The sequence below is a fragment of the Dapis purpurea BLCC-M126 genome (genome assembly GCF_050015975.1).
In the GTDB taxonomy this organism is placed as follows: domain Bacteria; phylum Cyanobacteriota; class Cyanobacteriia; order Cyanobacteriales; family Microcoleaceae; genus Trichodesmium.
In genome coordinates, this window is the sequence record NZ_JBNHER010000094.1 from 14,694 (window position 1) to 29,217 (window position 14,524).

At 39.4% G+C, this 14,524-nt stretch carries 5 protein-coding genes; all 5 read left to right on the forward strand.

The features are described from left to right. The 5 genes from ACP6PL_RS08720 to ACP6PL_RS08740 all read left to right on the forward strand — a co-directional run bounded on the left by ACP6PL_RS08720 (position 1) and on the right by ACP6PL_RS08740 (position 14,377). Positions 1 to 5,787, forward strand: coding sequence for a type I polyketide synthase (locus ACP6PL_RS08720; RefSeq protein WP_426544601.1), 5,787 nt, complete (start codon positions 1 to 3; stop codon positions 5,785 to 5,787). Positions 5,788 to 5,995: 208 nt separating this feature from the next. Then, a complete protein-coding gene (locus ACP6PL_RS08725) occupies positions 5,996 to 12,706 on the forward strand; it encodes an alpha/beta fold hydrolase (RefSeq protein ID WP_426544603.1) in 6,711 nt (2,236 codons plus the stop codon). Positions 12,707 to 12,777: 71 nt separating this feature from the next. Then, on the forward strand, positions 12,778 to 13,743 hold the full coding sequence (locus tag ACP6PL_RS08730; RefSeq protein WP_426544605.1) for a DUF6208 family protein: 966 nt from the start codon (positions 12,778 to 12,780) through the stop codon (positions 13,741 to 13,743). Between the two features lie 56 nt (positions 13,744 to 13,799). Then, the gene (locus ACP6PL_RS08735; protein ID WP_426544607.1) at positions 13,800 to 14,033 is read left to right on the forward strand and encodes a hypothetical protein; all 234 of its coding nucleotides are present in this window, start codon (positions 13,800 to 13,802) and stop codon (positions 14,031 to 14,033) included. Beyond that, positions 13,988 to 14,377, forward strand: a complete 390-nt coding sequence (locus tag ACP6PL_RS08740; RefSeq protein WP_426544609.1) for a helix-turn-helix domain-containing protein — start codon at positions 13,988 to 13,990, stop codon at positions 14,375 to 14,377. The genes ACP6PL_RS08735 and ACP6PL_RS08740 overlap by 46 nt, the downstream gene beginning before the upstream one ends. Positions 14,378 to 14,524: the final 147 nt, after the last annotated feature.

Below are 14,524 nucleotides of genomic sequence, written 5' to 3' on the forward strand. Positions count from 1 at the left end.
ATGACTAATGCTTCGGAAACAGAAAAACAAGTTGTTTCCTCCCAACAAGTGCTTCAAACTATCAAAGAAATGCGAAATAGACTTGAAGCAGTTAACAAGGAAAAAACTGAACCAATTGCTATTGTGGGAGTTGGATGTAGATTTCCTGGTAATGCTAACGATTCAGCCTCATTCTGGCAGTTATTACATGAAGGAATAGATGCTGTAGGTGAAGTACCATCAGGTCGTTGGGATGTTGATGCTTACTACGATCCAAAGCCGGATACACCAGGGAAAACCTACACTAAACAAGGGGGGTATATTCAGGAAGTCGATCGCTTCGATCCCTTATTCTTTGGGATTTCGCCCAGAGAAGCAGTTAGTTTAGACCCTCAACAAAGGCTGCTTTTAGAAGTTGGTTGGGAAGCATTAGAAAATGCTGGTATTGCACCCAGTACACTGAGAAACAGTAAAACAGGTGTATATGTGGGCATTTGTACTGATGACTATAGCGAAAGAATCAAAAATGATTTGACATTGGTGGATTCTCATTTTGGTACGGGGAATGCCCGGAGTATGGCAGTCGGTCGCCTTTCTCACCTACTGGGTTTACAAGGGCCAAATATCCAGTTAGATACAGCCTGTTCTTCCTCTCTGGTAACTGTGCATTTAGCTTGTCAGAGTTTGCGTTTAAAGGAGAGTAATTTAGCGATCGCTGGCGGGGTCAATTTGATTCTTTGGCCTTTTGGTACTATTGGTCGTTGTCAATTGAAAGCAGTCGCCCCTGATGGTCGCTGCAAAACTTTTGATGCTTCTGGAGATGGTTATGGTCAGGGAGAAGGATGTGGCATGGTTGTGCTGAAACGTCTTTCTGATGCTATGGCTGATGGGGATAGAGTTTTAGCAGTGATTCGTGGTTCAGCAGTTAACCATGATGGGCCTAGTAGTGGTTTAACTGTTCCTAACAAAATGGCTCAGAAAGAACTAATTCAGCAAGCACTACAAAATGCCAGAATTGAAGCAAGTCAGGTAAGTTATGTAGAAGCTCATGGTACCGGTACACCCTTGGGCGATCCCATTGAGTTGGAGTCTTTGGCAGCAGTTTATGGCAAAAACCGCCCCATCAATCAACCCTTGGTAGTGGGTTCAGTGAAAACCAATATAGGACATTTGGAAGCAGCAGCAGGAGCATCAGCTCTGATTAAGGTGGTTTTATCGCTGCAAAATCAAGAAATACCACCCCACTTACACCTAAAAAATCCTAATCCCCATATTCCATGGCATCAACTGCCGATAGTAGTTCCTACTGCAGCTACTCCATGGAAACGAGGCGAACAACCAAGGATCGCAGGGATAAGTTCTTTTGGTATTAGCGGGACAAATGCTCATATCATTTTAGAAGAAGCTCCACTAGAAGTTAAAAGTCAAGAGGCAAAAGGCAAAAGTGAAGATTTTTCAGAGCGACCTTTGCATTTATTAACACTGTCGGCAAAAACAGAAACAGCATTGGCAGAGTTGGTTGGCAATTATCAAAATTATCTAGAAAATAATCCAGAATTAGAGATAGAAGATGTCTGTTACACGGCAAATACAGGACGTTCCCATTTTAACCATCGACTAACGGTTATCGCTGCTGATAAAACTGAACTATCAACTAAACTAGGCGATCGATTAGCAGGAAAGGAAGTCACAGGAATATGTTCTGCTTACCTTCGTAACACCACAACTTCACCTAAAGTAGCATTTTTATTTACTGGTCAGGGTTCTCAGTATCTCAACATGGGAAGACAACTGTATGAAACTCAACCTGTTTTCCGTAGAACTTTAGACCAATGCAACCAAATTTTGAGTTCATTTTTAGAGAAACCTTTATTAGATGTTCTCTATTGTGATTCTGAAAATGGGAAAGAAAATTCTTTACTAGATGAGACTGCTTATACTCAACCTGCCCTATTTTCGATTGAATACGCATTAGCGCAATTATGGCAATCTTGGGGTGTGAAGCCAGATGTGGTAATGGGTCATAGTGTGGGAGAATATGTGGCAGCTTGTATTGCCGGAGTATTCAGTCTAGAAGACGGTCTGAAACTGATTGCAACTAGGGGACAGTTAATGCAGGAGTTGCCTAGTGGTGGGGAAATGGTTTCTGTGTTTGCATCAGAATCTTTGGTCAGCGAAGCAATAGCGCCCTACACCTCACAAGTAAATATAGCAGCAATAAACGGACCAGAGAGTATTGTTATTTCTGGTGTGGGTGAAGCAATTCAAGCTATTTGTGAGAGTTTTTCAGAAAAGGGAATCAAGACAAAATCCCTACAGGTATCCCATGCTTTCCACTCTCCACTCATGGAACCTATGCTAGTAAAATTTGCAGTTGTAGCGAAAGAAGTCACCTATGCTCAACCACAAATTGATTTAATTTCCAATGTTACAGGAAAACTAGCAACAGCAGAAATTGCTACCCCAGAATATTGGGTAAATCATATCCGCCAACCCGTGCGTTTTACCCAGAGTATGGAAACGCTTCATCAAGAAAACTATCAATTGTTCTTGGAAATTGGACCTAAACCAATATTACTGGGAATGGGTAGGCAATGTTTGCCAGAAGATGTGGGAAGTTGGTTGCCTTCATTGCGTCCACCTCAAACAGATTGGCAACAGATTCTTAACAGTTTAGGGCAACTGTACGCACAAGGCGTTACAGTAGATTGGTCAGAGTTTGACCGCGACTATTCTCGTTCTAAAGTTACGCTCCCTAGCTACCCATTTCAAAGACAGCATTATTGGCAAGAAGTCAAAGAAAACGGACATAAATCTCAAGACGAAACTCTCTCGACTCCTATTGTGAAGTTGCTTAATCAAGGGGAAACACAACAGTTAGTAGACGAAGTAGAATTAGCAGGGGAACTAACAGAACAAGAACGACAAGTTTTACCAAAATTGCTCGAACTTCTGGTAAAACGACAGCAAAATTATCTGGAGTTCAAAGGTGGAACTGTTCACGAGTATTATAATGCAGTGGCAACCTTGGGTCAAGTACAAGCTGGTAGTCAGGCAGATGGATTAGCAGAATCACCATATTTAACCTTTGGTCTATTTCCCGAAAAAGTTCCTGATTTTTCCTGGATTAAATGTCTAACTGAACCAAATCAGGAAAATCATCTTGAGATGATTTTTGAGTCTCAAAAAGAGTTGAGACAACTATTGTTTGCCCAAGTGGATTTTTCAGCTTGTCAAAAAGTTTTAGATTTTGGTTGCGGATATGCTTCAGATTTGGTTGACCTTGCTCAAAAATACGAACATCTGCAATTGAATGGATACACTATTTCTAGCGAACAAGCAAAATTTGGTAGCACAAGAGTTCGCGAAAGTCAACTGCAAGAGCGAGTAAAAATTTATAACCGAGATAGTGCTAAAGATGAGTTTCCTAATAATTACGATCTGGTATTTGGGTTTGAAGTTGCTCACCACATTTTGGATAAACAGGCACTGTTTACCAATATTAGTAATCATTTGAATCAACAGGGATATCTGGTATTGGCAGATTTCATCTCTAATAGCGATATAGCGATCGACCATGAAGAAACATCTTCCTATTTTATTACGAAATCTGAGTGGGTGGAATTTTTATCTCAACATCATCTCCAATTAGTGGCAGCAATAGATGTGAGTCCAGAAATCTCTAACTTCTTGTACGATCCAGATTTTGAAGGACGCTTGGAACAGTTGTATCAAAGTAATCAGGATGAGAATGTACGTTCTGGATTCAAATCTTACTATCAGTTGGGTAAGGTTTTAAGTAAGGAAATCGCAAGTTATGTATTGTTAACAGCTCAAAAACAAGAACAGTTATCAACTGCAGAAATTGCTGAGTGGAATCAACAAATTCTGGCTCAACTGACATCTTATTCGGAAGTTACTCCGCAGCGTTGGTTGTATGAACTGGAATGGCAAGCTCAACAAGCAAAAGGCAAAGGGAAAAAAGCTAAAGGGAACTGGTTGTTGTTTGCAGAAGATGGTGCTGTAGCATCAGGGTTAAAGGAAAAATTGGGAGATGGATGTGTTATTGTTGCCCCTGGTAATAGTTATCAGCAGATAGATGAAAAACACTATCAAATTAATCCTACTGCTCCTGAAGAATTTAAGCTTCTATTGAACGAAACTAAGAATATACAAGGAATAGTTCACCTGTGGAGTATGGCAACAAATAGCGATCGCCTAGAAACAGCTATAGAATATGGTTGTGCTAGTTTGTTACATCTGGTGCAAGCTTTGGCGGAAACAAAACCACAACAGATGCCTAATTTGTGGGTAGTTACTCAAGGTGCAATGAGTGTAGTTACTGGTGAAGCTGTACAAGTCCAACAATCACCTGTTTGGGGATTAGGTCGCGTCATTACCCAGGAACATCCAGAAATGCAATGTCGGTTACTTGACTTGGAAGCAAGTACGAAAGCAGAAGATGTAGCAGGGTTATTATACCAAGAACTCTTGTCTCCAGAAGAAGAAAACCAGATAGCTTATCGGCAGGGAGAACGTCGAGTAGCGCGACTGGTACGACGACAACAGCAAATAAGTACAGAAGAAAAACCAGAGATTAATATTGTTGCAGAAGGCAGTTACCTAATTACTGGTGGTTTGGGTGCATTGGGATTACAACTAGCTCAATGGTTAGTGGATAAGGGCGCTCAACATTTGGTACTTACCGGACGTCGGACACCATCAGAGACAGCGAAACAGACTATTGCTCAACTCGAACAAAGAGGCACAAAAGTATCTGTACTTTTAGGTGATGTTTCTGTAGAGCAAGATGTAGCAGGTATGATTGAGCAAATTAACACATCCTTACCACCATTACATGGCATTATTCATGCAGCAGGTGTTTTGGATGATGGAGTTTTACAACAGATGAACTGGGAACGGTTTACTAAAGTCATGGCTCCTAAAGTTAAAGGTGCTTGGCATCTCCATCAGTTTACTCAAGATTTGCCATTAGACTTCTTTGTTTGTTTCTCCTCCGCAGCATCTTTCTTGGGTTCCACTGGTCAAGGTAACTATGCAGCAGCTAACGCTTTTATGGATGGTTTGGTTTATCATCGCCGATCATCAGGTTTACCAGGGTTGAGCGTGAACTGGGCAGCTTGGGGAGAAGGAGGCATGGCAGCACGTTTAGCAAGTCAATTCCAAAGCCGGATTCGCTCTCTAGGTATGAGTAGCATTCCACCAGAACAGGGATTAGAAGTTTTGACTCAGTTGTTGGCAGAGTCAGCAACTCAAGTTGGAGTTATACCTATTAATTGGTCTCAGTTTGTGGCCCAACTGCCTGCGGGAATGACAATGCCAGTTTTGGAAGAGTTTATGAGTTCCGAGTCTGTAGTAACAGAAACCAAAAATAACGAATTTTTGGTGGAACTGCAGAAAGCAAAAGCTAGCGATCGCCCACAGATAATGACAAATTATCTCCAAGGTGTGGTAGGTAAGTTACTTGGGTTCCCAGAATCTGAACTACCAGATACAGAGTTAGGATTTTTTGATATGGGAATGGATTCTTTGTTGTCTTTGGAACTCCGAAATTTATTACAAAAGAGTTTTAGTTGTTCAGTGTCTTCTACAGTTTTATTTGAGTATACTAATATTGAAGCTCTAGCTGAACATTTAACTACAGAGGTTTTGGCAGAAGACTTAGAAACAACAGTTGAGACTTCAGACAAAGATAAGCCGGAAACACCAGCTATCCCTCAGGAGGAAGTAACAGACGCGATTGCGCAGAAGTTCCAACAGATACAAAACTTACTTAACAACAACTAGATAAACTAGCGTTGGTTGATTAATGTAGGAGTAATTTTTGCTCCTACAATTTAGTTATTTACACCTAATATCATGTTTGGTAGAACACTAATAATTATGTTCGCAGTTTTGCTCTAGTCCTTATTCATGTCTGGGCTAAAGCCCAACTACAAACAAAAACTAATTATCCGGACATGATATAAGAGAAATTTCTCTAAACTTAGAACTTATGGCACAACAACCGCTTTCATCTGAACAATTATTTGAGCTTTTAGAACAAGTTCACAGTAAGCTTGAAACAGTCGATAGAGAAAAAACTGAACCCATTGCCATTATCGGAGTCGGTTGTAGATTTCCTGGTAACGCCAACGATCCTGACTCATTCTGGCATCTATTACACGAGGGTATTGATGCAGTAACAGAAATACCATCAGACCGCTGGGACATTGATAATTATTACGATCCAGACCCAGAAACTCCCTTAACAGCTTATACCAAACATGGGAGTTTTATTCAAAAAGTTGACCAATTTGACCCAAGTTTTTTTGGTATTTCTCCTAGGGAGGCAGTAAGTTTAGATCCTCAACAAAGACTTTTACTAGAAGTTACTTGGGAAGCACTAGAAAACGCGGGAATTCCACCTAATCTTCTCAGAAATAGTAAGACAGGTGTATATGTGGGAATCTGCACTGATGACTATACGTCAAATCAAATTACTACAGCAACCGTTAAAATTCTGACCCAATCTAGCAAAAATGGAGATAATGCAGTTTCAGTTGATGGTTACACAGGGACAGGTAATGCTCGCAGCATGGCAGTCGGTCGTATTTCGCACCTACTTGGTTTACAAGGACCAAATATCCAGTTAGATACAGCTTGTTCTTCGTCTCTAGTCGCAACACATCTAGCGTGTCAAAGTCTGCGCTTAAAAGAATGTAACTTAGCTTTAGTAGGCGGAGTAAATTTGATTCTTTCTCCAGGCAATACGATCGCTCGTTCTAAAATTAAAGCTCTCGCTCCTGATGGACGCTGCAAAACTTTCGACGCCTCCGCAGATGGTTATGGGCAGGGAGAAGGATGCGGAGTAGTTGTTCTCAAACGTCTTTGTGATGCTATGGCGGATGGAGATACAGTTTTAGCAACGATTCGAGGTTCAGCGATTAACCATGACGGCCCAAGTAGTGGTTTGACCGTTCCCAATAAAAAAGCACAGAAAGAAGTTATACAACAAGCACTGCAAAATGCCAAAATCAAACCTCACCAGGTGAGCTATGTAGAAGCCCATGGAACGGGAACAACTCTGGGGGACCCCATAGAATTAGAAGCTTTAGCAGCAATTTATGGGAAAAATCGTCCTCAAAATGAACCGTTGATAGTTGGTTCGGTGAAAACCAATTTCGGACACCTGGAAGCAGCAGCAGGTGTTTCATCTTTGATCAAAGTAGCGTTGGCACTTCATCATCAGGAAATACCACCTCACTTACACTTGAATAAACCGAATCCTTATATTCCTTGGGATAATATTCCTGTTACGATTCCGACTTCTGGTATCCCCTGGGAGGAGGGTGAGCAACCACGGATAGCAGGAGTAAGTTCTTTTGGTATGAGTGGGAGCAATGTTCATGTTATTTTGGAATCAGCTCCTATTCAAGGCAAAAGTCAAAAGGCAAAAGGCAAAAGTGAAGATAGTTTAGAACGTCCGCTTCATTTATTAACATTGTCGGCAAAAACTAAACCTGCTCTTGAAGATTTAGTGGGGCGTTATTGCAATTACTTAGAAAATCATGTAGGGACGTTCCATGGAACGTCCTTACCAGACATTTGTTATAGTGCAAATGTGGGGCGCTCTCATTTTCAACATCGTCTTGCTGTATTAGCAACTTCGGGAAATGAACTCAGAGAAAAATTAGGAAATTTTCATACTGAAAATGAAATAGTGGGGTTGTTTTCTGGTGAACTTCCTAAGAGTAATCGTCAACCTAAAATTGCTTTTTTATTCACTGGTCAGGGTTCTCAATATGTAAGCATGGGATGGGAATTGTACCAAACTCAACCTACATTTCGGAGTGCTTTGGAGGAATGCGACGAAATTCTTCAACCTTACTTAGAGAAACCTCTGTTAGAAGTAATTTTCGGGAATGCTTCTTTACTTGACCAAACTGCATATACTCAACCTGCTCTGTTTGCTATCGAATATGCTCTAGTTCAGTTATGGAAATCTTGGGGAATAGAGCCAAATATTGTTATGGGTCACAGTGTTGGAGAATATGTGGCAGCAACTATAGCGGGAGTATTTAGTCTTGAAGACGGTCTGAAATTAATTGCTGCCAGGGGAAAATTAATGCAACAGTTACCTGATGGTGGGGAGATGGTGTCAATATTAGCATCGGAATCTCAGGTAAGGTTAGCGATCGCTCCCTATGACTCAGAAGTAGCTATTGCTGCTATTAATGGCCCGGAAAGTATTGTGATTTCTGGAGCAAGTAGAGCTATTGGAGAAATTTGTAGTCAACTGGATTCTAATGGACTTAAAACCAAACGCCTACAAGTATCCCATGCTTTTCACTCTCCATTAATGGAACCCATGATGGCGGAGTTTGAAGCGATCGCTCGACAAATTAATTACAATCATCCTCAAATTTCATTGATATCTAATATTTCTGGAAAATTAGCTGATGAAAGCATTGCTACAGCCAAATATTGGGTGAATCACATTAGGCAACCAGTGCGGTTTGCTCAGAGTATGGAAACTTTGTATCAAAAAGGATATACAGTCTTCCTGGAAATTGGACCTAAACCAATATTACTAGGGATGGGTCGTCAATGTTTGAGCGAAAGTCAAGGAATCTGGTTGCCTTCTTTGCGTCCAGCTAAAATTTCCTCCCAGTCTTCTTTAGAAAGGGAGGAAACTGCACCGTTGGGAGGTGAATGGCAACAAATGCTTTCTAGTTTGGGAGAGTTGTATTTGCAGGGAGTTAAGGTAGACTGGTGTGGGTTTGACCGAGATTATGATCGTCAAAAAGTAGCATTGCCGACTTATCCATTTCAACGACAACGCTATTGGATAGAAACTATTCAAAACTTACAAGAATTACAATTAAAAGCTCAAAATTCAAAATTTAACAATGAAGAATTTTTAGAACATAGTAAGATTCCTATTATTAAACTGCTCGGTCAAGGAAATACCAAAGAGTTATTTAAACAACTGGTGATAAACGATCGTTTATCACCAGAACAGCTAAAAACATTACCAGATTTATTAGCATTATTATCTCAAAGATATAAACAAGAATTAGCAGAAATCACTACCAGTGATTGGTTTTATAAAATTCAATGGAAGCTGCAAAAAGATAACCGAAAAAGGCAAAGTTATCAACGGAGTAATTGGTTGATTTTTGCAGATTCAACTGGAGTAGGAGAATCTATAGCAACTCAATTACAACAGGAAGGAAATGAATGTATTTTAGTTTATAGAGGTGAGATATATCAAAAGAATCAGGCTGGAATTTATCAAGTCAATCCATCCAAGATTCAAGATTTTGAACAACTATATCAAACAATTACTAAAACAAGTAAACTCCCCTTAAAAAAAGTAATTCATCTCTGGAGTTTAGATGGTAATGCAAAAGATTTAACGATTACAAATTTAGAAGAAGCACAATTATTAGGATGTGGTAGCGTATTGCACCTATTACAGACTTTAGTCAAAAATTCCTCAACTCCACCCAATCTTTGGCTAATTACTAGAGGAACTCAAGCAGTATTACCAGAAAGAGAAAGATTAACAGTAATAGGGTCTCCTTTGTGGGGATTAGGTCGAACGATTGCTTTTGAACATCCGCAATTTTGGGGCGGTTTGATAGATTTAGATCCCCAGAGTTCCAAAGATGAGGTAAAAATACTATTGCAACAAATGACAGACAGTCATATAGAAGACCATATAGCAGTACGCGATCGTAAAACTTATGTTACTCGTCTAATCAAGCACTTTCCCCAAGCAGCTCAACCCTTGTCATTATCTGCCGATGCTACATATCTAATTACAGGAGGACTAGGATCGCTTGGCTTACAGACAGCAAAATGGATGGCAGAAAAAGGAGCTAAACATATAGCTTTAATCGGTCGCACTCAACCCTCCGAAGCAGCACAACAAACTATTCAAAATTTAGAACAACAGGGTATTGATGTCAGAGTTTTGTCAGCAGATATTTCAATTGAAGCAGATGTAGTTAATATCCTAGAGCAGATTCAGACACCACCACTACGAGGAATAATTCATGCAGCAGGAGTTTTGGATGATGGCATACTCCAGCAAATGAATTGGGAACGCTTTACTAAAGTGATGACACCTAAAGTCGTTGGTGCTTGGAATCTACATAATTTAACTCAAAATTTATCCCTAGACTTTTTTGTTTGCTTCTCATCTATGTCTTCCCTTTTAGGTTCCCCTGGTCAAGGAAACTATGCTGCAGCGAATGCTTTCATGGATACTTTAGCTTATTATCGTCAAGGTATGGAGTTACCAGGATTAAGTATTAATTGGGGAGCATGGTCTGAAAGTGGAATGGCAACTCGCGTCGCCAGTCAATATCAAAATCGGTTGAAAACAGCAGGAATAGGTTCTATTTCTCCAGAGCAAGGAATGCAAGTATTAGAAAAACTTTTACAAACTCAGTCTATAGCACAGGTGGGAGTTTTACCAGCAGATTGGTCTGTGTTGGCAAAACAATGGAGTTTAGAAAATCCAAGTTCTTTACTTTTGGAACTTTTACAACAGGAAACAATACTAAACGAAACAACACTAGAAAAGACAGATGAACAAATTTTAGACAAATGGAAAGCAGCACCAAAGATTGAACGGGAAGAGATATTGAGAAATTATATTCAATCTTTAGTAGCAAAAAGCATGGGAGTTAACTCATCAGAAATTTCTACTGATGTTAATCTCATCGAAGAGGGTATGGATTCATTAATGGCTATGGAAGTTGTCAATCAACTCAGTCGCGACCTCAATTTTATCATCTATCCCAGAGAATTTTACGAACGACCAAAAATAAACTCTCTAACTCAATATCTGAGTGCTGAGTTGAATAATAATAATGATGTTGTCGATCGACCCTCCTCAAAAACTACAGAAATCTTTGAAACCGAATCTATTTCTAATCCTCCACCTCTAGCTTCAAGTTCGGAACGTCTTCCTGGTATTATTTTCATTCTTTCCAGTCCGCGCTCAGGTTCAACTTTACTCAGGGTAATGCTAGCTGGTCATTCCTCCCTCTTTTCACCACCAGAGTTGCATCTTTTACCATTTAATACTATGAAGGAGCGACAAGAACAACTTAATGCTTCTTACTTGGGTGAAGGGTTACAAAAAGCGTTCATGGAAATGCAAAATCTGGATGCAACAGCTAGTCAGACTCTAATTCAAGATATGGAGTCACAAAATTTATCTATTCAGCAGGTATATGGAATGCTTCAGGAAAACATAGCACCTCGTCTGCTTGTAGATAAATCTCCTTCTTATTCGATAAATAGAGCAATCTTAGAACGAGGAGAAGCCATATTTGCCAACTCCAAATACATTTATCTGGTTCGCCATCCCTACTCAGTCATTGAATCATTTGTGCGGATGCGGATGCAAAAACTTGCTGGGTTGGGAGATGAAAATCCTTACCAAATAGCGGAGCAAGTATGGGCTAAAAGTAACCAGAATATTTTAGATTTTTTGAGTGGGTTGGAGTCATATCGTCACCATCAAATTCACTATGAGGAATTAGTGAAGGAACCAGAGCAAGTGTTATCCCAATTATGCGATTTTCTGAAAATTAATTTTGATCCAGAACTTTTGCAACCTTATCAAGGCGATCGCATGACAGAAGGTGTTCATCAAAGCTCATTATCAATTAGTGACCCCAACTTTCTCAAACACAACACTATAGATAGGAATTTGGCAGACAAATGGAAAACTATTGAATTACCGCATCCATTGGGAGAAGAAGCTAAACATATAGCGAACCAACTCAATTATGAATTACCCCACACCAACAAACAGGAATATTCTGTAATGACTGTTACAGAGCAGGTAACTAGGTCGGAAAAATTTCTGGAGTTTCGAGGAAATCAGATTTGTTTGTGTAGTTGGGGTTCTTCAAATGCTCCTGTAGTTTTGTGTATTCATGGCCTTTTAGAACAGGGATTAGCTTGGCAAGAAGTCGCACTTCCCCTTGCAGCAAAGGGTTATCAAGTTGTAGCTCCCGATTTATTTGGTCATGGACGTTCTTCTCATTTGGAAATGGTAACTTCTTATAATTCACTGACATTTTTAGCTCAGATAGACAGAGTGATTGAGGAATTGTCAGACAAACCTTTTTTGTTAGTAGGTCACTCTATGGGGGCAATGTTAGCAGCAGCGATCGCTAGTGTGCGCCAGGAGAAAATCAAAAGGTTAATTTTAGTCGAACTTCCACTACCTGCTGAGGAAAGCAAACAAGAATCTACAGTCAATCAGCTCGCAACTTGTTTAGAGTACCTGAGTTATATTCCTCAACATCCTACTTTCCCAGATGTGGCAACTGCTGCGAGAAGGTTACGTCAAGGGACACCAAGTCTCTCAGAAGAATTTTCATATATCTTAGCTGAAAGAACTACAAAACCATATCAAGGTGGAGTGCGTTGGAGTTGGGATGGGATTCTTCGTACTCGTTCCGTTTTGAGTTTTAACAATTTTAATGGCGATCGCTCTCAATATTTGCAGATGCTCAAATCTATTCAAGTTCCTACTACTTTGGTATATGGAGATAATAGTAAATTAAATCGACTGGAAGATTTACAAGAACAACAAATAACAATGACTCAAGCAAGACAAGTTTTTCTTTCTGGAGGACATAATCTCCATATTGATGCTGCTACTGCTTTGGCATCACTTATTTTGACATCATAATAGACTTTATTTTTGAAAAAAATTCAACTATAAATGATATTATTGATTGAACAATTAGAGGCGATCAAATAATGAAAAATCGGGAAAAATTTTTGGCAATTAAACTATTATGGGACGTCCCACTAGGATTGTTATCTTTGATATTTTTTAAAACTGTCAGATTATCGCTCCGCACTCTTTTTAGTATTGCTACTAATTCAAACAAACAAAAGGTTTATAAATGGCTAGTTTTTTCTGAGGAACTGTTAAAAAAGCCTCTAATATTACCATCTCTTTTAACTACTGGCCCTCGATGGAATCCTCATGCTATTGCTGCTGGTGCAGGGCCTTTTGCAGTAAAAGAATCATTAACAATAGAAATTAGTTCTTGTGTTGCTTCAGCTCAATCATGGAGTATAGGTATTTATAAATTTCCTGAAGCAAAAGCTGTCAAATATATAGCATCTAATAGCTCAAATTTACAGGAACAATGGCATGAATTAAAACTGGAATCTGGAAAATATACTCTAGGATTAAGATATTATAATTGGTACGATAAAGTAAGCTTACCTGCTATTAATGTCGATGGTAATCCAATGATTAATACAGAATCAGTTGATAGTGGTAATGTCAACAATTACTTTCAAAATTTAAGAGAACGAGACAATACTTTTTACAGATTTCTCAATTACTATATATTTACTATACTAATTTGTCAGAAATGGTTGCCTAAAGAATGGGTGAGAGCCGAATATTTACCTGTGGGAGACCCTAATAACGAGTTTCTCTACGGAGTTGTTTATAAAGATTACTCTTTAAGTTTAGAACTAAATTCATTATTGCTTGCTAATTATGATGTGTATTTAACAATATATAATCGTTCTAGTTTACCAATTAGTTTTGCTCAAGTTCATACGGAAAAATACACAACCCCGGGGATAGAAACAGATGGCTTTTATTTATTGAGGTTACGCTCTAAATCTGATTTAAGTAACAATTCATTTGAGTCAGATTGGATTACTATAGAGCTTATTTTACTGGGTGACAAGCTAGTTTAGTAGTATTGGTATTGCTATCCGAACTTACCACCATAACCAAATAGCATCTCGTCATATTGCTAATCATTCCCATCCTGTTATTGTGGAATTGGGAATTGGGAGTTGGATTATCTAGTTGTTTTCACCACATCGGACAAAATGCTTATCGTTGGTTCGATCTGGATTTATATCATGTTCGGATGATCACTTATAATAAAGCCAAAATCATTACAGTAGAGGGATTAAAAGTTTATGGCCAAAAGGATTGCGATATAGCTGCCGCACTTGCTCCGCCAACGCCAACTACCTAAGTGCTCAAGAGTTACTGGTTGATTATCGCCTGGCGACAAATGTCACCGAACGTACCCATTACCAAATAATTTGGTTATTGGTGACAAGAAAAACACCATTAGAAGTAGCCCATGTCACTGGTTACAGTAGAACTTGGATTTATCAGTTAGTCAAACGCTACAACAAATGGGGCACAAAAAGTTTGGGAGATGAACGACGTCACAACCAAGGGCAGGAGGCAATATTAACAGATTTACAGCAAGCCCAACTATGGCAAGTTCTCTGTGAACAATCACCAGATTGTGGATTGTGGAACGGTCGTAAATTAGCCGATTGGTTAAGTGAACTGACCGGAAAACGGTAAATCGGCATCGAGGATGGGAATATTTCAAACAAATGGCATTTAGGTTACCTGTTCCTCGATCTCAACATAAGAGTGATTTCCTACAAAGTCTCCCTATAGAACCCATTTGGTATCTCTAAAAAATTAGGCGATCGCTAACCTCTTAAG